The organism is Yoonia sp. SWMV100 (assembly GCF_056108365.1).
Window position 1 is genome coordinate 227,892 of sequence record NZ_JBWBAQ010000002.1, and the last position, 23,879, is coordinate 251,770.

Consider the following 23,879-nt stretch of genomic DNA (forward strand, 5'->3'; position numbering starts at 1 on the left):
TCTGCGTGGCCTATACCAGAGAATTCCACTTAGGCAAACGGTTTCATGACCGCGCTCAAAGCATGGCCATTCCGCCGTTCACATGCAAGGTGGTCCCGGTAACATAAGCCGCCTCTGCACTTGCCAGATAAAGGACCGCAGCGGCAATCTCTTCTGCCTCGCCCATACGGCCCGCAGGGATCTGTGTCAAAATGCCAGATTTCTGCTCATCGTTCAGCTTGTCCGTCATCGCTGTCGCAATGAAACCGGGGGCGACGCAGTTCACGGTAATACCACGGCTTGCGACCTCGTATGCGATCGATTTTGACATGCCAACCATGCCCGCCTTGGACGCTGCATAATTCGCCTGACCGGGGTTGCCTGTTGCCCCCACGATGGACGAAATATTCACGATCCGGCCCCAGCGGGACTTCATCATGCCGCGGATCACACCCTTACACAGACGCATGGTCGACGTCAGGTTCACATCCAGAACACTTGTCCATTCATCGTCCGACATCCGCATGAAAATGTTATCGCGCGTAATACCGGCGTTATTGACCAGAATATCCACCGACCCCATTGCATCCGCCGCTTGCTTTGGCAGCGCAGTTACGGCTTCGGCATCGCTCAAATTACATGGCAAGACATACGCACGCTCTCCCAACTCAGCAGCCAGCGCTTCAAGCGGCTCAACGCGCGTTCCGGACAAAGAAACCGTTGCGCCGGCACTGTGCAATGCCTTTGCGATTGCGCCACCGATGCCGCCAGACGCGCCGGTAATGAGAACATTTTTTCCATTTAAATCAAACATATATAGGTCCTTATTCAAGCATTAAGCGAGCAGTAGCGCGGCGGCTGCAACCACCTCTTCGGGCGTCCCGACAGACGTCGCGGTCAGGTTGCGGTCAATCCGTTTGACCATCCCTGACAGCGCCTTACCAGCACCAATTTCAAACACGTCGGTGACGCCCTGCGCCGCCATAAAGGCCACGCTTTCACGCCAGCGCACTGACCCGGTAACCTGCTCAACCAACAACGACCGGATCAACGCCGGGTCGGTCACATCACGCGCTTCGACATTCGCAACCAGCGGCACAAGCGGCTCGTTGATGTTCACATCGTCCAATGCCTCAGCCATCACCCTCGCGGCCGGGGCCATCAAACTACAGTGGAACGGGGCGCTCACGGGCAAAAGCAACGCACGTTTCGCACCCTTGTCCTTGGCTATCACGGTCGCACGTTCGACCGCAGCCGCATGCCCCGATACAACCACCTGCCCTGGATCATTGTCATTGGCCGCTTGGCACACCTCACCTTGTGCGGCTTCGGCGGCAATGGCTTTGACGGTGTCAAAATCCAGCCCCAAAATCGCAGCCATCGCGCCCACACCAACGGGTACGGCATCTTGCATGGCAGTGCCGCGCACCCGCAGCAGCCGCGCTGTGTCCGCAACGGTCAGCGCCCCCGCCGCCGCCAGCGCAGAATATTCGCCCAGCGAATGACCCGCCACAAAGCTTGCCATCGTAATCGCTACACCTTCGGCCTCAAGGGCACGCATCGCAGCCAATGACGTCGCCATCAGTGCGGGTTGCGCATTGCGGGTCAGGGTCAAATCAGCAATGTCACCCTGCCAGATCAGATCAGACAGCTTTTCACCAAGCGCGTCATCAACCTCATCAAAAATGGCCTTGGCCGCCGGATATGCCTCGGCAAGAGCCTTACCCATCCCAATCGTTTGCGCCCCTTGGCCTGGAAATACAAATGCCCGCATCTGGCCCCTCCTGTTTCATAACATTGCTGCAAGCAGACTTAACGTGCGGCGCGCCACGGCACAAGCAACTGGGCAAATGATTAAACACGCACACAGCCCCTGACGTGGCACACAATCACCGCACTTTCGGTGCGATGGTTCCGATGGTACCCTTTGCGGAATTGAAACGGAGAAGAAAATGCCCGCATCCAACACCGCCAGCAGTTATGGCACCGTCACCAAAGTTTTTCATTGGGTCACTGCGCTTTTGATCCTCACTGTGATTCCACTTGGGCTGATCGCCGAAGATTTACCTTTTGATGCCCCGCTCAAGGTACAACTTTTCTCGATCCACAAGACCCTTGGGATCATCATCTTTGTCGTCGCGCTGGGGCGCATTTTGTGGGCATTGACCCAAACAAAGCCGGGCGACCTGCATCCCGACCGCCGCGTCGAAACAATGGTCGCCCATATCGTCCATTGGCTGCTCTACATTTCATTGGTTGCCGTACCGCTGACTGGCTGGTTGCACCACGCAGCGACAGCCGGCTTTGCCCCGATTTTGCTTCCCATCGGGCAGGACCTGCCGTTTGTGCCCAAAAGCGAAAGCATCGCAGCAGTCTTCGCCGGGCTACACTGGTTGTGGAGCAAAGTCATGATTGTGTCGATCTTGCTGCACTTTGTCGGGGCGCTGAAACACCACCTCATCGATAAAGACGCCACGCTGCGCCGCATGATGTTCAAGGACGCGGTTCTGCCAGAAACCTCCTCCCGGCACAGCGGCTTTGCTGCGCCAATCATCGCCGTCGCAATCTATGCAGTCGCTGCTGCCGGGGCCGCGGCAACCGGCGTGTTGTCCGAAAACGTGGGCGGGCCAACCGCGACGCTCGAAGCTGTGGCATCGGATTGGACGGTGACAGACGGTGCGGTCGCCATCACGATTACTCAACTCGGCAATCCCGTCGCAGGCCAGTTCGATGACTGGACCGCCGCGATCAGCTTCGATCCAGAAGCAACCGGCGTGATGGGCCACGTCACCGCGACAATCGCGATCGGTTCTTTGCATTTGGGATCAGTGTCGGGTCAGGCAATGGGCGAAGACTTCTTCGCGGCCGAAACCTTTCCAACAGCAACTTTTGACGCAGATATCACCGCCGACGGAACGACTTACGTGGCCAACGGGACATTAACAGTCAAAGGAATAACTGTGCCCGTCACCCTTCCCTTTGTTCTTCACCTGAACGGTGACACCGCGACAATGGCAGGATCGCTTCTGCTGGACCGGCGGGATTTTCAGGTCGGGCAAAGCATGGCCGATGCGACGAACCTTGGCTTTGATGTTGCTGTGACAATCAACCTCTCGGCAACGCGATCATAAAAAAAGGCGGCGCCTCTGTATCCCAGAGGCGCCGCCAAAATCACGTAAAACGATTTTGCTTATTCAGCTTTCATTGCTTCAACAGAAATCTTCACTTCGACTTCGTCGCTGACGTAGGGTGCAAATGCGCCCAGACCATAATCGGTACGCAACAGTGTTGTCGTCGCGTCAAAGCCGGCCCATTCTTGGTTCGCCATCGGGTGCATACCCGCTTGGTTCAATTTCGCATCCAGCACGACAGATTTTGTGACGCCGTTCAGTGTCAGGTCACCCGTGATCAGCGCGGTGTCGTCGCCTGTTACTTCGATCGCTGTCGAGGTGAATGTGACCATTTCATCGTCGGCCGCATCAAAGAAATCAGCGGTCATAAAGTGTTCAAAGCGGGCTTCCCAGCCTGTCAGCATGCTGCGAACGGGAAAAGAAACGGTGACGCTGGACGCAGAAGGGTCTTCTTTGTCAAAGCTGATCTCGCCGTCAAAGCCAGAGAACATGCCGACGCCGGTCGAATAGCCAAGGTGGTTGTATGTGAACACGATCTGGCTGTGGCTTGCATCAAGCGTATAAGCCTCAGGTGCAGCAAAAGCGGGCGCTGCGGTGGCAGCAAACAGTGCGGTCGCGAGAAGGACGTTTTTCATTTTGGATCTCCATTTGTGAGCGTATGTGTCCCCTAATGAAGCTATCTCACTGCTCAAGGCAATTCTGCAATAATGAACAACTTGTGTTCGACATCACAGGGTACGCGCACTAAAGCGCCCAAAAGTCAGGCAGCAGATCGCGGCGACACCAGCAAATCTTGGGCTAGACGATCGCGCAGACTGATAAGCTGGGCTTCAGTGCCTTCGGCAACGCGAATGACCTGATCTGTTGTCCGATACTGCAAAACAAGGACGGCACCGTCGCGGGACGGGTTTTCCTCGATATTCACGCCTGCGATGCTGTCGAAACCGTACACCGCAACTGTGGTTGGTTTTCCGGTGCGGTTGCAAATCACTTCGCGAATTTCGCCCACGCTTGTATCAACATGCAGTTCGGGTTTGGTGCCGCGGCTTGCATACCACAGCAAATATGTTGCCACCGCCGCGAACAAAACGGCCGCACCGACGCGAATAACACCGATCTCACCGTCAAACATCAAAACCGGCATCAGCAAAATACCGGCCGCAGCAGTTAGGAAACACGCACCCAGGAAGTACGACAGGACTTGTCCCACGATTACGCCGATGTCAGGCGACATGTTGGATCGCACCTGATAGCCCCAAAATACTTCATCGATGGAAAACTTCGCCGTTTTTGACATATAACTCCGAACGTCCACTGATGACTCTTGTGTGTCAGACATCACGACGGCTCCTTTTGGTCTTTTTATTTAATGCCTCGCTAATACCAGATCGGGGCAACATCTGGGCAAGGGTGTGGCGATATAAAAAAACCCGAAACAATCGTCATATCGTCAATAAAAAATAGACTACGGACTTGCATCGTTTGGGCCCCACTGTATAAGGCCGCAACCTTTCTGTGTAATGTTGAACTGCGCAGTCTCTCGTGGGTGGGGTACAGAAAGGGTCACTGCCCCACACTTTGAAATGCGCTGATATATGAACTGGAGTACGCATGCCGCTATACGAGCATGTCATGATTGCGCGTCAGGATCTTTCCAACGCGCAAGCTGAAGCCCTTATCGAACACTTCGGAACCGTTCTTGCTGACAATGATGGCAAGCTGCTGGAAAACGAATACTGGGGCGTCAAAACGATGGCCTATAAGATCAACAAGAACCGCAAGGGACACTATGCCCTGCTGCGCACAGATGCGCCTGCAGCTGCGATTCAGGAAATGGAACGCCTGATGCGTCTTCACGACGACGTTATGCGCGTACTGACCATCAAGGTCGACGCACATGAAGAAGGCCCTTCCGTCCAGATGCAGAAACGCGAAGAACGTGGCGAACGCCGCGAGCGCCGCTAATCAGATCTTAGATAAGGACAACAATCATGGCTACAAAACCATTCTTCCGTCGTCGCAAGTCTGACCCATTTGATGGTGAAGGCGCTCCAACGATCGACTACAAAGACACACGTTTGCTGCAGCGCTACATCTCTGAGCGCGGCAAAATTGTTCCCGCCCGTATCACCGCAGTTGGCTCTAAAAACCAGCGTAAGCTTGCTCAGGCAATCAAACGCGCGCGTTTCTTGGCCCTGCTGCCATACGCCGTAAAGTAAGGACACCGATCACATGGATATCATTCTCCTCGAACGCGTGGCCAAACTGGGTCAAATGGGCGAAGTCGTTTCTGTGAAAGACGGCTACGCACGCAACTTCCTTTTGCCACAAGGCAAAGCATTGCGCGTCAACGCGGCCAACTTGGCCCGCTTTGAAGCTGACAAGGCACAGATGGAAGCACGCAACCTCGAAAGCAAAAAAGAAGCAGAAGCGCTGGCTGAAAAGCTGGACGGCGAAACTTTCGTCATCATCCGCTCTGCATCTGACGGCGGCGCGCTATACGGTTCGGTCACAACACGTGACGCAGCCGAAGCCGCAACCAAAGCTGGTTTTTCCGTCGACAAAAAGCAGGTTGTCCTGCTTGGCGCGATCAAAGACCTGGGCCTGCACGACGTCACCGTCAACCTGCACCCCGAAGTCAGCGCAACAGTCTCTTTGAACGTTGCCCGTTCCGCCGAAGAAGCCGAGCTGCAAGCAGCCGGTAAATCAATCGCAGAACTGGCCGCCGAAGAAGAAGCAGCCGCTGAATTCGAAATTCAGGAACTGTTCGACGATATCGGCGGCGCAGCCGACGAATTTGGCGACGACGAATAATTTCGTCCCGAACTTGTAAGACTAATCAGGCCGCTCCAGAAATGGGGCGGCCTTTTTCGTTTTAGACGTTCTGACCTAATGCGTCGTTGCAACGGTGCCTCACCCGGAACCGCTGCGGGTTTTCATGCCGTGGCTTTTGGCGGAACGCGTTGATCAGAACGGGTTTTGCTGCGCACGAAATTCCCACACAGTCACGACGGCATCACCGTTGCCGTCGGCGGCCTCATAGCTTTGCTGTGCTTTGGCCATGAACTCCGCTAATGTCAGGTGACCATCGCCATCGGCATCCATCCCTTTGAAACGTTCCGTACGGTTAACATAAAGACGTTCCGTGACGCGCCGCCCCACAGGCATGCCAACTGGCGAACTGTCCATATATTCGTCTTCGGTGATTTGGTTATCACCGTCGCTATCAAACAGGATAAACCCCGCGTTCGCATGCTGGGATGCTTCGGATGCACTGACAATACCATCGTCGTTTGTGTCTACCTGAATTGCCATCATCGGCGCATTTCGCATCCCATAGCCGAAGGGCACAAACTGCGCGATCTCGTCGTCATCGGCCAAAACGGCGTTGCCACTTACGACGGCTGTCACCATCGTCATTGCCGCGATGAAACGGCGCATTGAATGATAGTTGTACATTATTTTCTCCTGGTTTTGACTAATCTTCAGCGGGTTTTGCGCGCATCGCCCGAACAACAAAGAGCCTTTGTTGGCATGGATTATCGGTCGCGATGTCAGCACCCCAACCGCCTCAGGGTGCCCGATTGCGGATTTTAGATGGGGGGTTTCCAGATCAGAAAGATGCCTGCCCGATTGATCGCGCGACACCTACATCATAATAGCAGCGTGACCTCCTTGCCTTGGCTGACCTGCACGTCCAGATCTTCGCACAGCAGCAAGGACAGGCGCATTGACAAGGATCAATCGTACAGGGCGAAAAACACCGCAGCCCGCCTGAGTTTCTGTCCCGCATCGGGTTTTTTCCAGCACTGCGAAGGTCAAAAAATCCGGTGCAAAATCACCCTCTTGTTACAATCCCCGTCCAGATGTCTACTGGACCTATATCTTGAAATCCGGGGGATTATCTCATGTCACTTCGCTTAAATCGTCGCCACTTTCTTGCGGGCTCTGCCGGGCTGATCGCGCTGCATCCATTTTCCGCCAATGCCGCGACCAATCAGGCGCATTTGCGGCTGATGGAAACCACTGACCTGCACGTCCACGTGTTCCCATACGATTATTACGCCGACAAAGCCGTGGATACTGTCGGCTTGTCACGTACCGCGTCCATCATCGAAGGGGTGCGCGCCGAATCAACCAACTCGCTCTTGCTCGACAACGGCGACTTCTTGCAAGGCAACCCGATGGGCGATTACATCGCCTACGAACGCGGCATGAAGGATGGTGACATGCATCCCGTCATCACCGCAATGAACACGCTGGGCTTTGACGCCTCCACATTGGGCAACCATGAATTCAACTACGGGCTGCCGTTCCTGATGAAATCGGTCGCCGGTGCCGCCTTCCCTGTTGTCTCTGCCAACGTGGTCAAGGAAATGGGCGCAACCCCCACAGCTGATACCACCCTGCTGCCACCATATGTGATCCTGGAGCGCACAATCACCGACGGGTCCGGCACCGCACATCCCATCAAGATCGGGCTAATTGGTTTTGTACCACCGCAAATCATGAACTGGGACCGCAAGCACCTTGAAGGGAACGTGCAAGCCCGCGACATCGTCGCAACGGCCCGCGCCTATGTGCCACAAATGAAAGAACAGGGTGCGGACATCATTGTCGCCCTCTGCCACTCTGGCATAGGGGCAGCAGACGCCGAAGACGGGATGGAAAACGCCGCCATCCCCTTGGCCGCCGTTGACGGAATCGACGCGATCCTGACCGGGCACAGCCATCTTGTGTTCCCCTCCTCTACCTTCGACGATCTGCCCGGGGTTGATGTCGCATCTGGGACAATCAGCGGCAAACCCGCCGTAATGGGCGGATTTTGGGGCAGCCACATGGGACTTGTTGATCTGCTGCTGGAACGCGACGGCAACGGTTGGCGCATCCTGTCGCACACCTCCGAGGCACGGCCGATTTCGCGCCGCGAAGAAGACCGCAGCATCACACCCTTGGTCGAAGACTACGCACCCGTGCTTGCGTCAATCCAGAATATCCATGACCAGACCCTGACCTATGTCCGCACCGCCGTTGGCAAAACAGATGCACCGCTGCACAGCTACTTTGCACTGGTCGCCGATGACCCGTCGGTGCAGATCGTGTCAAACGCGCAAACTTGGTATATCGCCGACCAAATGGTCGGCACCCCTTACGAAGGACTGCCAATCCTTTCCGCTGCGGCGCCATTCAAGGCAGGCGGGCGCGGTGGCCCTGAATATTACACCGACGTGCCCGTGGGCGATGTGGCGATCAAAAACGTCGCCGATCTTTACCTCTACCCGAACACAGTTCGTGCGGTCAAAATCACCGGGGCGCAGGTCAAAGACTGGTTGGAACGCTCTGCCGGCATGTTCAACCAGATCGACGCTGGCGCGCAAGACGCTGTCTTGCTGAACCCCGATTTCCCCAGCTACAACTTTGATGTGATTGACGGTGTGACCTACCAGATCGACCTGTCACAACCCGCGAAATTCGACCGTGACGGCGCGGTTGTCGCGCCTGACACCAACAGGATTGTGAATCTGCGCTTCAACGGGGCTGCGATTGATCCGTCACAGGAATTTGTGGTGGCCACCAACAATTACCGGGCAACTGGCGGCGGCAGCTTCCCGGGTGCAGATGGCTCTACCGTAATTTTCGAAGGCCCCGACACCAACCGCGACGTGATCGTGCGCTATATCGTCGACAAAGGCACCGTCAGCCCGCGCGCCGATGGCAACTGGTCCTTTGCGCCGTTGGCGGACACGACGGTGATCTTTGAAACCGGACCTGCCGGGGCAACCTACGCTGATAGTATCGCTGGCATGAACATTACGCCCGCAGGCAACAGCGACACCGGCTTTGCCCAATTCCGCATCGCGCTTTAAACATATTGCCCGGCACCAACAAAGGTGCCGGGCACATAAACCGCCTAGCGATCGAATGTTTCAAGCGACAACCGCGCATTGCAGTATTCGCCATCATACGTCCCCGCCCAAATATCAATGCGCCCGTCAACGGGCCGCGTCAAAACAATCCGCGGGTCCAGATTGCCATTGTCATCATCGTCGTAATACCAGTTGGCCGACGACGTGTTGATCAGCAATGCGGAATCACATTCGCTAACCATACTGATCACCAGTTGGTATGCGCCCATGCCAGACACCTGAAACGAAAAATCCGGTGCCGTCGTGAAATAGCCCGCACCTGTATCGGTACCGGGGCGCACGTTCGAACAATTCCAGATATAATTCTCGCCACCGGCGACGACGTCAAACTGCTGTTCTTGATAAAGTCGCTTGCCAGATACCTGGTAAGATGCGCTTGGCGATGCATTATAGTCCGGGCATGCCATCGCCGCTGACGTGAAACCAACCGTCGCAATCGCGACAAAGATAAGCGTTTTCATAAAACTCTCCGATAAAAAAATAGATGAATGGTATGCGCAAATATGACGCATCCGGACGTGGCGTCACCGTAAATAATTTTATCAAAAAATCAAAAAAAAAGACGCCCGATTTGGGCGTCTTTTTCAACGAATATGTGAAAATTTTACTCTTCTTCGAGCTTTTCAACAGCCTTCTGAAGGTCGTCTTTGCTAACTTCTTTGTCCGTGACGCTGGCATTCGCAAAAATGTGGTCCACCACTTTGTCTTCGAACATTGGCGCCTGCAATTGCTGACGGAACTGTGCGTTCTGCTGCACAAATTCAAAGAACTGACGCTCTTGGCCCGGGTACTGACGTGCCTGATTCATGATCGCCTGTGTCATTTCCTGATCGGTCACTTTCACTTCGGCTTTTTGGCCGATGTCAGCCAACAACAGGCCCAGTTTTACACGACGCGCAGCCAATGTCTTATGCTCGTCTGTCGGGGTGATCTCTGGGTGGTCATGACCATGTACGTCAGGGTTTTCTTCATGCCACAACTGGTGCGCAATCTGGTTTGCTTCTGCATCGACAAGCGACTGCGGCAAATCAAACGACACCTGCGCGTCCAACACATCCAGCAAAGCGCGTTTTGCAATTGCACGTGACGCACCTGTGTATTCGGCTTCCAGACGCTCGGAAATCTGCGCTTTCAGGGCCTCAAGATCCTCTGCACCAAACTTTTTGGCCAGTTCATCATCAATCTCAGGTGACTTAGGCGCGCGCACTTCTTTGATTGTGCACGTAAAGACAGCCTTCTTGCCCGCCAGATTTTCCGCTTGGTAATCCTCTGGGAATGTCACTTCGATGTCTTTTTCGTCACCGGCTTTGACCTTCAACAGGCCATCTTCGAAACCCGGAATGAAAGAGTTGGAACCGATCACCAGTGGGTAATCTTCGGCCGCGCCGCCGTCAAAGGCCACGCCGTCAACTTTACCTACGAAATCCAACACAACTTGGTCGTCTTTCTTGGCTTGGGTCTTTTTCGCTTCATAGGTCACAGCCTGTGGCGAAGCCGCCAAGTTATCCAGCGCTTCTTTGACTGATTCGTCGTCCGCTTTCACGACCAGGCGCTCCAGAACGATCTTGCTGAAATCGGTATCCGCAATCTCGGGCAGCTTTTCGTAAGTGACGTCAACTTGAACGTCGTCGCCTTCTTTCCAGTTTTCGTTGGTCATCTTCATCTGTGGCTGCGCCGCAGGACGATCACCCGAAACTTCCAGATGTTTGGTCAGCGCGCCGTCGATGGCGTCTTGCATCGCTTCGCCCATCATCCGCTGGCCGAACTGCTTGCGCAGCAAGGCCATAGGTACTTTACCCTTGCGAAAGCCCTTCATTTCAACGGTCGGCTGTGCTTCTTTCAGCTTTTCTACAACCTGTGCATCCAACTCAGCCGCGGTAACGGTGATGGAATAGCCGCGCTTTAGGCCTTCGTTCAGGGTCTCAGTGACCGACATATGCTGTCCTTCTTTATTATGGTGCGGGTGAAGGGACTCGAACCCCCACGCCTTGCGGCGCCAGAACCTAAATCTGGTGCGTCTACCAATTCCGCCACACCCGCATGATCAAACGGGGCAGGTCTTAAAGCCTACCCCGCGGTTGGCCGCTGTCTAGCAAAGCTGTTCGCGGGATGCGAGAGGAAAAATCGCGATTATCGGTCCAACCTGCAGAATTATGCGCCCAGATCGCGCAGAACCGCTGGAACCTGCTCTGGCAGATCCTCGGCAATCAATCCGGGCCCAAATTTCAATGCGCATTCCGTATGCAACCACGCCCCTGTTTGCGCCGCCTGCATCGGTGCAAATCCGCGCGCCAAAAGCCCGGTGATAAAGCCCGCCAATACATCGCCCGACCCCGCCGTTGCCAACCACGGTGCCGCACGTTCATAGACAGACGCATTGATACTGCACTGCCCAGACGGATCGGCAATCACCGTATCGGGCCCTTTGAACAGCACCACGCACCCTGCCCGCTTGGCCGCTTCACGCGTGGCATCTACCTTTGAATAAGCGAGGCCCTTCATGGCAGGCGCATTCAGTTTTTCGGCAATATCCGGAAACAGCCGCGCAAATTCGCCCGCGTGCGGCGTCAACACGCAACCCGGCCGCAGCTTGGCAAACAATCGCGCATCCCTTGACAGCAGCGTCAGCGCATCGGCATCGAAAACCGCCGCACGCCCACTTTCCAAGACGGATGCAACCAATCCCGCTCCACGCGCATCCAACCCCAGCCCCGGCCCGACACAAACCGCATTGATCCGCGCATCCGCCAAAACCGCAGACAGCGCATCCGCATCGCTGACAGCCGTCAACATCACCGCCGTCAACTGCGCTGCATTCTCAACCAACGCGGCCTCGGGACACCCCACCGTGACGGCCCCCGCCCCAATCCGCAAAGCCCCCCGCGCCGCAAGCCGGGCAGCGCCGCCCTTACCCACCCCTCCAGCAATCATAAAGGCGTGACCGTGGGAATATTTGTGACCAACACCCTTCCCCAACGCGCCAATGGCGCGACATTGCGTCAGATCCACATGCGCGTGGTGCGCCAAAGTGTGGTGCGCCAAAGTGTGATGCGCAAGCCCGATATCAACAACCCGCAGCTTGCCACAATTTTCGGGACCGCATCGTAAGACATGGCCCAATTTTCGGGCGTGGAAAGTAACAGTCAGGCGCGATGCGCCAACAGCATCCCACATCACCGACAGCATCTCCCCCGTATCGCTCGACAACATGCTTGGCACATCAATCGCGACCCGCGGGCAATTCACAGTCGCCATCATTACGTCGCGCAGCACGTCAGGAAGAGAGCGGTTGACGCCGATGCCAAACACAGCATCAATCACAAGCGGTCTCCTGATCCAGCGTTCCGACGTGCACGCCGCCATATCACGCACAGGACCCAACGCCGCCCACCGCTCATAATTCACGCGCGCATCCGGCGGCAGCTTCGCGGCATTGCCGTACAAGAACACCTCCACATCCCAGCCGGCCTCAAACAACAGCCGCGCGACAACAAACCCGTCACCGCCGTTATTCCCCGGCCCACACAAAACAACCGCCCTCTGCTTGCCCTTCTCATCATCTTGCAAAAAATACTCCAGGGGTTTGGGGGTTGGCCCCCATGACGGCGCCAGCTCCGGCCACTGCTCGAATATCGCCGAAACGACACCACGCCCCGCGCGTTCCATCAATTCAAGGCCCGTCACCGCGCCCGATGCAATCGCAGCCTGCTCAATGGCGCGCATTTGCGCAGCGGTCAGTAAATCAGTCATCAGCCACCCCAAGTTCGTATTTAGCACAATATCGCGCCAACATGCCTAAATTTTAATCACTCCGCACAGTTTACCCCTTTGCATTCCCCCTGAACGTCCGCCACGAATTGTCCAGATGCAACGAAAATGATCTGACCATCATGAAACACCGCAAGGGGAGTCGCGGCCAATGAAAAAGATCGAAGCGATCATCAAACCATTCAAACTCGACGAAGTGAAAGAAGCGCTCCAGGATGTCGGCGTGCAAGGTCTTTCCGTAATCGAGGTGAAGGGCTTTGGCCGTCAAAAAGGCCACACAGAATTGTACCGCGGTGCAGAATATGTTGTCGATTTCCTGCCAAAGATCAAAATCGAAGTTATACTGCCCGACGATCAGGTCGATGCCGCCATCGAAGCCATCATTGGTGCCGCGAAAACCGATAAAATCGGCGACGGTAAGATTTTCGTGTCGTCCGTAGAACAAGCCATCCGTATCCGGACCGGCGAATTTGGCGACGACGCACTCTAAACACCCGCCCCGGACCACCGCCGCGTCGACCAGACAAGGCGCAACTATGTTTGCGGCCGGGCCAGATACCAACAGATACGTTAAGAAAGGTATTACTAAAATGGACAACAAAGCTTTTCTCAAGCTGATCAAGGATGAGGAAGCCGACTATGTCGACATCCGCTTCACTGATCCGCGCGGCAAACTACAGCACGTGACTGTCGTTTCCGACCTCGTCGACGAAGACTTCCTTGAAGAAGGCTTTATGTTCGACGGGTCTTCCATCGCTGGCTGGAAATCCATCGACCAATCCGACATGAAACTGATGCCACAAGCATCCAGCGCTTATGTCGACCCATTCTATGCTGAAAAGACCATTTGCATTCACTGCAATGTGGTTGAACCAGACACAATGGAAGCCTACGACCGCGATCCACGCGGGACAGCCGAAAAAGCCGAAGAATACCTGAAATCCACCGGTATCGGCGACACAGCCTACTTTGGCCCAGAAGCTGAATTCTTTGTCTTCGACGACGTGCGCTTCCAGGTGTCGATGAACAAAGTGTCCTACCAAGTTGACGCGCTTGACGGTGCTTGGAACTCTGACACCGAATACGAAATGGGCAACACAGGCCACCGTCCCGGTATCAAGGGCGGGTATTTCCCTGTGAACCCGATCGACGACGCGCAAGAAATGCGCTCTGAAATGCTGTCCACCATGAAGCGGATGGGCATGAAGGTCGACAAGCACCACCACGAAGTGGCGTCTTGCCAGCACGAACTTGGCCTGATTTTCGGCACGCTGACCCATCAGGCGGATGAAATCCAGAAATACAAATACGTGATCCATAACGTCGCGCAGGCTTACGGCAAATCCGCGACATTCATGCCAAAGCCGATCTCTGGCGACAACGGCACGGGCATGCACGTGAACATGTCGATCTTCAAGGATGGCAAGCCGCTGTTCTCGGGCGACAAATACGCGGACCTCAGCCAAGAGGCGCTGTATTTCATCGGTGGTATTCTCAAGCATGCCAAGGCACTGAACGCGATCACCAACCCTTCGACCAACAGCTACAAACGCCTGATCCCAGGTTTTGAAGCCCCGGTTCTGCGCGCATACTCTGCACGTAACCGGTCAGGTTGCGTTCGTATTCCATGGGCCGAATCCCCCAAAGCCAAGCGCGTCGAAGCCCGTTTCCCTGATCCGGCAGCCAACCCTTACCTGTGCTTCTCTGCACTGCTGATGGCTGGCCTTGACGGTATCAAAAACAAAATCGATCCCGGCCCCTCTTCGGACAAAGATCTGTACGATCTTCCGCCAGAAGAACTGGCAGCGATCCCAACTGTTTGTGGCAGCCTGCGCGAAGCGCTGGAATCGCTGGAAGCAGACCATGAATTCCTGCTGCAGGGTGACGTGTTCACCAAATCGCAGCTTGAAGGCTACATGGCGCTGAAGTGGGAAGAAGTGTACGCTTACGAGCACACGCCGCACCCGATCGAATATAAAATGTATTACAGCTGTTAATCTTGCAGTTACGTGATTGGGAAAAGGCACTGCGCAAGCGGTGCCTTTTTCATTTAGCGGGGGGTCACATGGACCCGCGCCAACACGCCAAGGTGGTCCGATCCAAGCAACCGGCGATAGGTCACCTGCCCGCCGCCCGGTGCATACACGTGGTCCAGAAAAAGCGGGACACCGCCCAAGTCGAACGTTGGCCGCAAAGGTCCCGCACTGCGCGCCCTTGCCGCCATGCTGATGGCGCGCAGCGACGATGACCACGGAAAACTATTGAAATCCCCCGCAACAACGACCGCCCCATCAAGCCTCTCTAACAACTGCACCGCCGCGCGCGCTGATTGGTCTTGAAGGTAGGGATATGGCCACGGCAGATGCACGGATGCGACCCAGACGCGACGACCATCATGGTCGACCTGCGCCGCCGCAACACCTGTCAGCGCAGAACATTGCGGCGGACTGACAAAAGGTCGTTTCGATAACACGGCAACGCCGCTCCAACCCGCAAACCGACACAGGTGTTGGTGGGGATAGTCCGGCAGAAGCATTGTCAAAAACACGTCGTTGCGCCGCCCTACCTCTTGAAGTGTCAGTACATCCGCATCGCTCGCACGCATATCCTGCACCAAAGCCTCGCGGTCGCTGTTACTATAAAGCAAGTTCTTGCTATAGAGCGTGAAATCCCCCGGTATCGGCTGATGCAACAGTGCAGGCACCGTGGTGACAATCCCCGCAACACCAGCCCCAAGCAGGGCAATACGGACCCCGCGTGACCACGGCAGTACGCCCGTGGCCAAACAGATCACCCCAAGCGGCAACCGCAACAACGATATCGTGTCCCCCAACGGATGGACCCGACCCGCAAACCCCAACAGGACCAGCACACAAAGCGCGAGCGCCACAAGCGTCCCAACTGCCCTCACAAGCTTTTTCATGGCATCACCTTTCACCTTCGCGCGACATGTCCATGAATGTCGTTGTCCCTTGTGCAGCCGGTCGCCATAGTCTGTGCAGGATTTGGGCAAAGCAAAGGACGGACGATGCGCACCGAAAAGCTGACATTTCAGGGGCATGCAGGCGATACGCTTGCGGCACGGCTTGACCTGCCGCACGGGACACAGCGTGCCACCGCGCTGTTTGCGCATTGTTTTACATGTTCAAAAGACATCACCGCTGCGCGCCGCATCGCGGGACGGCTCGCGGCCATGGGCATCGCCGTATTGCGATTTGACTTTACCGGCCTTGGCCATTCCGAAGGCGAATTTGCAAACACCGACTTTTCCTCCAACGTCGAAGATCTGGTTGCCGCAGCGCAGGCATTGCAAGCACGCAACATGGCCCCAAGCCTTCTGATTGGGCATTCATTGGGCGGCGCTGCTGTTCTGAAGGCAACGCGCGCGATTGCGTCAGCCAAGGCTGTCGTGACCATCGGCGCACCCTATGACCCCAGTCACGTGACCACGCATTTCAGCCACGCCCTGCCAGACATCCACGCCAAAGGTGACGCAAAAGTCAGCTTAGGCGGCCGCCCCTTCACCATCACCAAAGGCTTCGTGGATGATATTTCATCTGTTAAACTGGGCGATGCCATTGCGCATCTCAAGGTCGCGCTTTTGGTGCTACACAGCCCCCGCGATGCCGAAGTCAGCATTGATAACGCGCAGCAGATTTTTATGGCCGCCAAACACCCCAAAAGCTTTGTCACGCTTGACGATGCCGACCATTTGATTACCCGTGCCACCGACGCCGAATACACGGCCGGTGTCATTGCGGCGTGGTCCGAACGCTACCTTGACCTGCCCGAAACCGCGGTGGCCCCCGACATCCCCGAAGGGATCACACGCACGACCGAAGCCGACCCTGACGGTTATCTGCAAGACATCCAAAGCGGACCGCATCACGTACTGGCCGATGAACCAATCAAAGTCGGCGGAACAGGACAAGGCTTTACGCCCTACGGATTCCTGTCAGCCGGTCTTGGGGCGTGTACGTCGATGACGATCCGCATGTACGCGCGCCGCAAGGGTTGGCCGCTGGACGGCGTACGCGTCGATGTCAGCCACGCCAAAGAACACGCAGCAGACGCCGCTGATCCGGGCGCCAAAATCGACCATTTCACGCGGGTCATCGCGCTTTCTGGCGACCTAAGCAGTGACCAACGCGCAAGGCTGCTGGAAATTGCCGACAAATGCCCGGTCCACCGGACCCTTGAGCGCAGCAACCATGTGACAACCACACTGGCATAATGCCGTCCATCATGCAGAGGTCAGGTTTTTGAAAACAAGGCACCGATCCGTCGGGCGGGCGTCAGCACGCCGCCCGCGCATAATGCGAAACGGATACGTAATTCTTGCGCGGCCCCTTCACCGCCCATGTCGCGCGCCACTGGGGCCAGCACGTAAAATCATAACGCACCTGATAAAAGTCTGCACCGCAAGGATGGTCCGTGCCGGCCGCATGTCCCGCGGGCACGAAGCTGTGGAACGGCGCACCGTTCGCGAACTGCACCGCAACACCCGTGTTTGCAAAAAGCCACCGATACCGCCGTGTCGCCACCATCGGTGCGGCGTCGCCATAAAGCAGCTTACCGGTTTCAATGTAAGCCAAGACGCCAGCATCATCCGCGGCAAACGTGGCCGTGCCCGCGAAGCGGCCGGCATGCGGGTTCAACGCATCGGTTATCGTGCGTTCTAGCTGCCAAACCCCGCTGAAATCGCGCGCCGTCAACATTGCTGTCATCTCTCCCTTGAGCCTTGGGGCTGCGCCCCTTATGACGCTGGGGAAATACGCTGCCCACCCCAATAAAAGGTGCTACCTCATGATCCCTCGTTATTCACGCCCGGAAATGACCGCTATCTGGGAACCCGCCACCAAATTCAAAATCTGGTACGAGATCGAGGCGCACGCCTGCGACGCCCAAGCCGCGATTGGTGTGATACCCGCCGAAAGTGCCGCCGCCGTCTGGAAGGCCAAAGACGTCGAATTCGATGTGGCGCGCATCGACGAAATTGAAGCCGTCACCAAACATGACGTTATCGCCTTCCTGACCCACCTCGCCGAACACATCGGTTCCACAGAGGCCCGTTTTGTCCATCAAGGCATGACATCTTCTGACGTGCTTGACACCACATTCAACGTGCAACTGGTGCGCGCAACGGACTTGCTGCTGACCGGCATGGACCGCGTGCTTGCTGCGCTGAAAACCCGCGCACTGGAACACAAGGACACGGTGCGCATCGGCCGCAGCCACGGCATCCACGCCGAACCCACCACCATGGGTCTGACTTTTGCGCGGTTTTACGCGGAAATGGACCGGGGGCGCGCCCGCCTGGTCGCGGCACGTGCTGAAATCGCAACCGGGGCTATTTCCGGCGCAGTCGGCACATTCGCCAACATCGACCCGTCCGTCGAAGAACACGTGTGCGAAAAACTGGGCCTGACACCAGAACCGATCAGCACCCAAGTCATTCCCCGCGACCGCCACGCAATGTTCTTTGCCACACTGGGCGTGATCGCCTCCAGCATCGAAAACATCGCCATCGAAGTCCGCCACATGCAGCGCACCGAGGTCTTGGAGGCCGAAGAGTTCTTTAGCCCCGGTCAAAAAGGCAGCTCTGCGATGCCACACAAACGCAACCCGGTTCTGACGGAAAACCTGACCGGCCTCGCGCGCTTGGTGCGGATGTCCGTTGTGCCTGCGATGGAAAACGTCGCCCTTTGGCATGAACGCGATATCAGCCATTCCTCGGTCGAACGGGCCATCGGGCCAGACACCACAATCACCCTTGATTTCGCGCTGCACCGCCTGGCAGGCGTGATCGAGAAACTTGTCATTTATCCCGACAACATGCTGGCAAACATGAATAAATTCCGTGGTTTAGTGATGTCACAGCGTGTTCTTCTGGCACTGACCCAAGCTGGCGTCAGCCGCGAAGATGCCTATAAGCTCGTCCAGCGCAACGCGATGAAAGTCTGGGAAAAAGGCGCTGACTTCAAAACTGAACTGCTTGGTGACGACGACGTTCTCGCGGCACTTTCCGCAGAAGAGATCGAAGAAAAATTCGATCTTGGCTATCACACCAAACACGTCGACACGATTTTCAAACGCGTTTTCGGCAATAGCTAAACGTGACGTGACCGGTCGCAAGTCCCCACCCCGACCGGTCACATCATATGATTACTTTACAGACGGCGCATGGACCGGTGCGTGTGCCATCGCTGGGCCAGATTTGGAAACTTGTGTGACCGGCGAGGTCTTCTCCTTGCGCCGTATGGCTGGCATGCTCATTGCGACGTAACGCCGGTTATCATGGCAATTTACGTATGATTCACCAAGCAAATCCACATGATATCCAAGCTGACGCAGAGTCCGTGCAAACACTGGTGGGCATAGCGCCATGATTTCTGTTGCACCACCCGCAGTGGCCTGGTCAACGATACCATCAAGAACCATACCCAAACACTCTGACCTTTCCGCATGTGTAGTAAGCTCATCGGAAATGACGACACGCGTTGCTTCCCAGACGTTTGGCGTAACAGTGGCGACCTTTATGATGTCTTCTGGAATGCCGATCAACTTTCCGGCTACCGCGTCGCGCAACATATACGTATGCGATCCCCATTGCGCTGTGGTCGCCATCGCGCGCATACCGCCGACCACCTTTCCGTCTTTTAACACCAATGAATAGTATGCGTTGGGATTGTCGTACTGGTCCATCTCAACCTTATCGTCGTGCGGAACGTCCCACCCCAGCTGATCCACGAAAAACCGTTTGCGTAATGCAAGGAACTCGTAAAACGCGGTGCCGTATTGGTGAAGTTGTACTAAGTTAAACGTAATATTTTCCATGGTGGTTCTCTCTACCCATAAGCGACGGTGCCGCAACTTTTCATCTGATGATTGTCACAGCCCCTGTGACTACATCAAATTAGCTTCAAATTGTATGAATGTGAGAAAAATTTATTCCGACGGGTCAGATTAAACCATATTGGTTTGCTAAGGCCGCAGCTTGGGTTCCGGTCTTCGCCCCCAGTTTCAGTTTCGCGTTCTTGAGCCGCTGCTTGACAGCACCCTCACTCACGCTCAACTCATACGCGATTTCCTTCAGTCGCTTTCCATCCTTGACCATGCCTAATGCTTCAAGTTCAGCGCGGGTCAGATTGGTTGGCGGAGCCATTTCACTGTGACGTCGCAGCAACAGTGCCTTGAGCAGCTTCACCTCAAGATCGGTGAATTCACGGTCTGCGCGGGCAAAGGATGCAAACGAACGCTGCGCATCAACGCTATCGTCAAATACAGATATCGTGACGCCGTAACGCAGCCCGAATGTTTTCGCCTGCGCGATAATGCGTTTGGGATCATCAAGGGTGATTTCGCTCCAGCGACACACGCCGACATTGCTGTAAGCCCATCGAATGATTGGATCAAAAAGCATAAACCGCTGGGTCGTGTAATGACGCACCCACTCAGCAGGAAAGGCATTCACCTCCTCCATCGGAAAGGCGAACCCAATCCGTAGCGCAATATAATATCCAGACGGTGCTAACTGCTCAATCTCGTCGGGACCTAAAAGTGTGGCCATCAAATATACCTCGGACCTCTGCGGTGTGACAAAGGCCTTGTTGCTTGTGTACTGTTATCTGTAGACTGCAGATACGCAATGCCAAGACAGACACTAAGTGGTTTCGGTGCGGCTTGGCAACTGGAAAGCGAGTACACAATATGTCTCATACACAATTTGAAATCAGTCAAACACTCGGCGATTTGGGCCAACTAGCGCCTGCAGGTTACGCGCTGGGTTTGCATATTGAATACACAACGCCAATGTATATGTTTCAGTCCTACCCAAAAGTGTGGCTCGATTATTACTCACAAAACGGGTTGGTGATGTCGGATCCGATGGTTGCCTGGGGATTCGAAAATATCGGTTCAGCCCGGTGGTCAGACCTAGAAGACCCTGCTGGCGTGCTGGTAAAGGCGGCGAGCTATGGCCTATCCTATGGGCTTGTCTCTGCAACAAAATCTGAGAATAGCCTAAGCATATGTGGGTTTGCGCGAAATGATCGCGAATTCTCTGATAGTGAGATCGCAATCATCAGCGAAAAAATAGAATTTTTACACCGCAGCACTGCGAACCACGCCGAACTGGAGCCTGAAACGGTGAAGCAATTGAAAAAAATGTCGATTATGGTCACGCATCCCGGTGCTTAAGCGCAACGACTAACAGTTCATTTACCTCATCGGCGTAAGACGGGGTATGGATTTTCAATTTGATACGCCTCAGCCATCAGCGCTTTCTCGCCGCCGCAAGGCGGCGATGGTCGTTCACTTAATGATCAGCGATGGCGGCAACCTATCGTTGTCACAACTCCCCGAATCGCTTCAGGAACTTTTGACCGACGAACTCGGGGCGATTCGCCTTGTTGATCGTGACACGGTTGCTGCCGTCGCCGAAGAGTTTGTGCGCGAACTGGACGCGGTGGGACTTTCAGCGCCCGGCACACGCGACGGGGCCATCGCCGCGCTTGCCGATCATCTTAGCCCTGCCCTTGCGGGGCGGCTGCGCAACCAAATGGACAGCGTGCGCAATGGCGACCATTGGCCGCTTGTGATCGACCTGCCCATCGCGCGCATTGTTGACATCATGATGGCAGAAAGCATTGAAATATGTGCTGTCGCCCTGTCAAAGCTGCCTGTCGGGCAAGCCGCCGAGGCATTGGTGAAAACCCCCGGGGAACGCGCCCGTCGGATCACTTATGCCATGTCACTTACCGCCGATATATCCCCCGATGCCGTCAAAAGAATCGGCAAATCGCTCGCCAAAGATTATGCGCGTCCCGCACAAGTCGCGTTTGAAAAGGCGCCGGTACAGCGGTTGGGCGCAATTCTGAATTCGACAGTGACCGAAACACGCGAAGATGTGCTTGAAGGATTGGGGGTCAAGGATCCCGAATTCGCCAGTGACGTACGCAAGGCGATCTTTACCTTCAAAGATATCGCACTTCGGGTAAAGCCCACCGATATCCCAAGCTGTATCCGTTCGGTCGACAACGATGTGTTGACCCGGGCGATCGCCGCAGGGCTTGCCGGCGATGAACCACTGGTTGCCTCGGCGGACTTCATCCTTGGCAGCGTTTCGCAACGGATGGCTGCGCAAATCCGCGAAGACGCCATGGAAATGGGTCGCATAAAAAAATCAGACGCTGAAGCCGCATTGTCGGAAATCACAACCGCAATTCGCGAGATGGCAGAAAGCGGGGTCATCACGCTCATTGATCCGGGTGAAGACGACGCCGAATAATAGCGCGTAGACACTGCCATATGATGTGATTAAATCTTGGGGCATGTTCCTTAAGCCGCTTTGCTCCTTAATATGCGATCGTCCTATGCACAGCGTGTCGCATGGGTAAGCGTGAAACCAAGACGTCGGACTGGCTGGCCGACCGCGTGTTGCGTGCGGTCATCGGGGTCGTGATGCGTATGCCATATGAACAGCGTGTGCCAGCCATGGGACGTATCCTGCGCGGCGGTATTGCGCCGTTGGCCGGATATCGCAAACGGGCCGAACGCAATCTTGCAATGATTTACCCCGCCATGCCCGCGCAACAGCGGCGCGAAATCGCGAATGGGTGTTGCGACAACTTTGGGCGCACGTTGATTGAAAACTATTCGTGGCGCGAATTCGGGCAACGCCTGCAGGCCACACAGGCCACCGGTGCCGGGCTTGCGGCCCTCGCAGACGCTGCCGCGCAAAAGCGACCGGTCATTTTCGTCACCGGACATTTCGGCAATCACGAGGCACCACGCCATGTCCTTACGGCGCTTGGGCATAACATCGGCGGACTGTATCGACCGATGGGAAACACTTTTTTTAACGCACATTACGCGCAGACAATGACATCGTGGGGTGGCCCCGTGTTTGCCCAAGGGCGCAAGGGCACAATGGGTTTTGTGCGGCACCTGAAATCAGGCGGCATGGGCACGCTGTTGTTCGATGTGTCGGCATCTGGCCCGGCAATTCCATTCCTGGGTCACCCGGCCCACACAGCGACCTCTGCGGCGGACATCGCGATCAAAATTGGTGCTGTGGTGATTCCCTATTTTGGCATCCGACAACCCGACGGCCTATCGTTCAACGTCGAGGTCGAAGCACCCATCGCTCTCGATACCCCGCAGAACATGATGGTAGATATCACAGCGCGGCTGGAGGCACAGGTCACGCGCAATCCAGAACAGTGGTTTTGGGTCCACAGGCGGTGGAAACAGCGGAGAAATAGCTAGCGCAGCCGCGCAACGCCGACGATCGGCCCGTGACCATTCATTTGCACCAGAATGACCACAGGCTCACTGCCAGCTGCCGGCACAGATAGATTAAGTGCGTTCACACCGTCCCATGTCGCAATCTGCTCAAGCGAACTGACGATATTGGTATATGTCAGGCTCATTCCTGCATTTTCGCCGCGACCGACATCAACCGTTGCCTCGGGGATATATCTGATCATTTCGACCATATAATCACCGGGATAGGTCGACACGGCAGAAATTTGCAGATCATCGCCAGAACGCACCAGATCAACCGTCACTGGATTCTGTTCTGCACGATGTTTTTGCACCAGATCCATCACCTGCATCGGACGCGACCCGATGACGTGATCGACGCCATCAATGATCATTTGCGGTGTGTAAACAGTCGTCGCTGCTGCGGCGCGCGCATAAGCCTGCTGTCGGGCGGTGTTTTCGGCGCGCCCAAACACGTCGGTCCATCCGATATAATCCCAGTAATCGACATGCAGCGACAAGGCGATGACATCGTCACGCTGCGCCAAATCGTGCAATATTTTGTCAGCTGGCGGACAAGAAGAGCAACCCTGTGAGGTATACAATTCGATCACAACCTGATCAGCCAGCGCGACCTGCGGGGTCAGGTGAACAAAGCCAAACAAGGCAAAAGATAAAAGCGGGGCACGCATCGTCAGTCCAATCAGTAGTTGGACGCAGGTTTAGCGCGATGACTGTGTAATAACCAATCAATGATTTGAGAACAGTTTGTTATATATGTTTCAGCGGCAACAGGTTTAAATGGGAA

The 23,879-nt window shown here is 55.6% G+C and carries 25 protein-coding genes and 1 tRNA gene; 12 read left to right on the forward strand and 14 right to left on the reverse strand.

Annotated features, from left to right (window positions below):
- Positions 1-55: 55 nt before the first annotated feature.
- Together fabG and fabD are read right to left on the reverse strand one after the other, a co-directional pair.
- On the reverse strand, positions 56-793 hold the full coding sequence (gene fabG / locus ACXJGX_RS01165; RefSeq protein ID WP_474778303.1) for a 3-oxoacyl-[acyl-carrier-protein] reductase: 738 nt from the start codon (positions 791-793) through the stop codon (positions 56-58).
- A gap of 21 nt (positions 794-814) precedes the next feature.
- Positions 815-1,753 carry an ACP S-malonyltransferase gene (fabD, locus tag ACXJGX_RS01170; protein WP_474778304.1) on the reverse strand — a complete coding sequence of 313 codons (939 nt, stop codon included), beginning with the start codon at positions 1,751-1,753 and terminating at the stop codon, positions 815-817.
- Positions 1,754-1,931: 178 nt separating this feature from the next.
- Between fabD and ACXJGX_RS01175 the strand changes: the two genes are divergently transcribed.
- Positions 1,932-3,110, forward strand: coding sequence for a cytochrome b/b6 domain-containing protein (locus ACXJGX_RS01175; RefSeq protein ID WP_474778305.1), 1,179 nt, complete (start codon positions 1,932-1,934; stop codon positions 3,108-3,110).
- Positions 3,111-3,169: 59 nt separating this feature from the next.
- Here the strand turns inward: ACXJGX_RS01175 and ACXJGX_RS01180 are convergent, their stop codons facing one another.
- Positions 3,170-3,745: a YceI family protein gene (locus ACXJGX_RS01180; RefSeq protein WP_474778306.1), complete on the reverse strand. Its 576-nt coding sequence runs from the start codon at positions 3,743-3,745 to the stop codon at positions 3,170-3,172.
- Positions 3,746-3,870: 125 nt separating this feature from the next.
- Positions 3,871-4,449, reverse strand: a complete 579-nt coding sequence (locus ACXJGX_RS01185; RefSeq protein ID WP_474778307.1) for a hypothetical protein — start codon at positions 4,447-4,449, stop codon at positions 3,871-3,873.
- A gap of 272 nt (positions 4,450-4,721) precedes the next feature.
- Between ACXJGX_RS01185 and rpsF the strand changes: the two genes are divergently transcribed.
- The 3 genes from rpsF to rplI are packed head-to-tail and all read left to right on the forward strand — an operon-like array spanning position 4,722 to position 5,924.
- Positions 4,722-5,075, forward strand: a complete 354-nt coding sequence (gene rpsF / locus ACXJGX_RS01190; RefSeq protein WP_474778308.1) for a 30S ribosomal protein S6 — start codon at positions 4,722-4,724, stop codon at positions 5,073-5,075.
- Between the two features lie 26 nt (positions 5,076-5,101).
- The gene (gene rpsR, locus ACXJGX_RS01195) at positions 5,102-5,329 is read left to right on the forward strand and encodes a 30S ribosomal protein S18 (RefSeq protein WP_474778309.1); all 228 of its coding nucleotides are present in this window, start codon (positions 5,102-5,104) and stop codon (positions 5,327-5,329) included.
- A 13-nt stretch (positions 5,330-5,342) separates the two neighbouring features.
- The gene (gene rplI / locus ACXJGX_RS01200; protein WP_474778310.1) at positions 5,343-5,924 is read left to right on the forward strand and encodes a 50S ribosomal protein L9; all 582 of its coding nucleotides are present in this window, start codon (positions 5,343-5,345) and stop codon (positions 5,922-5,924) included.
- 153 nt (positions 5,925-6,077) lie between these two features.
- On the opposite strand, the gene ACXJGX_RS01205 is transcribed toward rplI, so the two are convergent.
- Complete coding sequence (locus ACXJGX_RS01205) at positions 6,078-6,569, reverse strand: EF-hand domain-containing protein (RefSeq protein ID WP_474778311.1); 492 nt, start codon at positions 6,567-6,569, stop codon at positions 6,078-6,080.
- Positions 6,570-7,018: 449 nt separating this feature from the next.
- Between ACXJGX_RS01205 and ACXJGX_RS01210 the strand changes: the two genes are divergently transcribed.
- Entirely contained in the window at positions 7,019-8,977 is a 1,959-nt protein-coding gene (locus ACXJGX_RS01210) for a bifunctional 2',3'-cyclic-nucleotide 2'-phosphodiesterase/3'-nucleotidase (protein WP_474778312.1), read from the forward strand.
- Between the two features lie 44 nt (positions 8,978-9,021).
- On the opposite strand, the gene ACXJGX_RS01215 is transcribed toward ACXJGX_RS01210, so the two are convergent.
- The 4 genes from ACXJGX_RS01215 to ACXJGX_RS01230 all read right to left on the reverse strand — a co-directional run bounded on the left by ACXJGX_RS01215 (position 9,022) and on the right by ACXJGX_RS01230 (position 12,787).
- Complete coding sequence (locus ACXJGX_RS01215; protein ID WP_474778313.1) at positions 9,022-9,498, reverse strand: hypothetical protein; 477 nt, start codon at positions 9,496-9,498, stop codon at positions 9,022-9,024.
- 143 nt (positions 9,499-9,641) lie between these two features.
- Positions 9,642-10,973 (reverse strand): trigger factor, encoded by a 1,332-nt coding sequence (tig, locus tag ACXJGX_RS01220; RefSeq protein ID WP_474778314.1) that lies wholly within the window; start codon positions 10,971-10,973, stop codon positions 9,642-9,644.
- A 19-nt stretch (positions 10,974-10,992) separates the two neighbouring features.
- Positions 10,993-11,077: transfer RNA gene (locus ACXJGX_RS01225), tRNA-Leu, on the reverse strand.
- Positions 11,078-11,188: 111 nt separating this feature from the next.
- Positions 11,189-12,787, reverse strand: a complete 1,599-nt coding sequence (locus tag ACXJGX_RS01230) for an NAD(P)H-hydrate dehydratase (protein ID WP_474778315.1) — start codon at positions 12,785-12,787, stop codon at positions 11,189-11,191.
- Between the two features lie 169 nt (positions 12,788-12,956).
- On the opposite strand from ACXJGX_RS01230, the gene ACXJGX_RS01235 reads away from it, so the two are divergent.
- Positions 12,957-13,295: a P-II family nitrogen regulator gene (locus tag ACXJGX_RS01235; RefSeq protein ID WP_474778316.1), complete on the forward strand. Its 339-nt coding sequence runs from the start codon at positions 12,957-12,959 to the stop codon at positions 13,293-13,295.
- Between the two features lie 100 nt (positions 13,296-13,395).
- On the forward strand, positions 13,396-14,802 hold the full coding sequence (gene glnA, locus ACXJGX_RS01240; RefSeq protein WP_474778317.1) for a type I glutamate--ammonia ligase: 1,407 nt from the start codon (positions 13,396-13,398) through the stop codon (positions 14,800-14,802).
- 53 nt (positions 14,803-14,855) lie between these two features.
- Here glnA and ACXJGX_RS01245 read toward each other — a convergent pair whose 3' ends face one another.
- A complete protein-coding gene (locus ACXJGX_RS01245; protein ID WP_474778318.1) occupies positions 14,856-15,728 on the reverse strand; it encodes an endonuclease/exonuclease/phosphatase family protein in 873 nt (290 codons plus the stop codon).
- A 105-nt stretch (positions 15,729-15,833) separates the two neighbouring features.
- Here ACXJGX_RS01245 and ACXJGX_RS01250 point away from each other — a divergent pair, with 105 nt between their 5' ends.
- On the forward strand, positions 15,834-17,039 hold the full coding sequence (locus ACXJGX_RS01250) for a bifunctional alpha/beta hydrolase/OsmC family protein (RefSeq protein ID WP_474778319.1): 1,206 nt from the start codon (positions 15,834-15,836) through the stop codon (positions 17,037-17,039).
- Positions 17,040-17,100: 61 nt separating this feature from the next.
- On the opposite strand, the gene ACXJGX_RS01255 is transcribed toward ACXJGX_RS01250, so the two are convergent.
- Positions 17,101-17,532 (reverse strand): DUF6314 family protein, encoded by a 432-nt coding sequence (locus ACXJGX_RS01255; protein ID WP_474778320.1) that lies wholly within the window; start codon positions 17,530-17,532, stop codon positions 17,101-17,103.
- 79 nt (positions 17,533-17,611) lie between these two features.
- Here ACXJGX_RS01255 and purB point away from each other — a divergent pair, with 79 nt between their 5' ends.
- A complete protein-coding gene (purB, locus tag ACXJGX_RS01260) occupies positions 17,612-18,919 on the forward strand; it encodes an adenylosuccinate lyase (RefSeq protein ID WP_474778321.1) in 1,308 nt (435 codons plus the stop codon).
- A 51-nt stretch (positions 18,920-18,970) separates the two neighbouring features.
- Here purB and ACXJGX_RS01265 read toward each other — a convergent pair whose 3' ends face one another.
- The gene (locus ACXJGX_RS01265; RefSeq protein WP_474778322.1) at positions 18,971-19,642 is read right to left on the reverse strand and encodes an acyl-homoserine-lactone synthase; all 672 of its coding nucleotides are present in this window, start codon (positions 19,640-19,642) and stop codon (positions 18,971-18,973) included.
- A 124-nt stretch (positions 19,643-19,766) separates the two neighbouring features.
- A complete protein-coding gene (locus ACXJGX_RS01270; protein ID WP_474778323.1) occupies positions 19,767-20,375 on the reverse strand; it encodes a helix-turn-helix transcriptional regulator in 609 nt (202 codons plus the stop codon).
- A 113-nt stretch (positions 20,376-20,488) separates the two neighbouring features.
- Here ACXJGX_RS01270 and ACXJGX_RS01275 point away from each other — a divergent pair, with 113 nt between their 5' ends.
- The 3 genes from ACXJGX_RS01275 to ACXJGX_RS01285 all read left to right on the forward strand — a co-directional run bounded on the left by ACXJGX_RS01275 (position 20,489) and on the right by ACXJGX_RS01285 (position 23,074).
- On the forward strand, positions 20,489-21,004 hold the full coding sequence (locus ACXJGX_RS01275; RefSeq protein ID WP_474778324.1) for an autoinducer binding domain-containing protein: 516 nt from the start codon (positions 20,489-20,491) through the stop codon (positions 21,002-21,004).
- A 46-nt stretch (positions 21,005-21,050) separates the two neighbouring features.
- Positions 21,051-22,094: a FliG C-terminal domain-containing protein gene (locus ACXJGX_RS01280; RefSeq protein ID WP_474778325.1), complete on the forward strand. Its 1,044-nt coding sequence runs from the start codon at positions 21,051-21,053 to the stop codon at positions 22,092-22,094.
- A 101-nt stretch (positions 22,095-22,195) separates the two neighbouring features.
- Positions 22,196-23,074 carry a lysophospholipid acyltransferase family protein gene (locus ACXJGX_RS01285; protein ID WP_474778326.1) on the forward strand — a complete coding sequence of 293 codons (879 nt, stop codon included), beginning with the start codon at positions 22,196-22,198 and terminating at the stop codon, positions 23,072-23,074.
- On the opposite strand, the gene ACXJGX_RS01290 is transcribed toward ACXJGX_RS01285, so the two are convergent.
- Positions 23,071-23,763 carry a DUF1223 domain-containing protein gene (locus ACXJGX_RS01290; RefSeq protein ID WP_474778327.1) on the reverse strand — a complete coding sequence of 231 codons (693 nt, stop codon included), beginning with the start codon at positions 23,761-23,763 and terminating at the stop codon, positions 23,071-23,073. The genes ACXJGX_RS01285 and ACXJGX_RS01290 overlap by 4 nt on opposite strands.
- Positions 23,764-23,879: the final 116 nt, after the last annotated feature.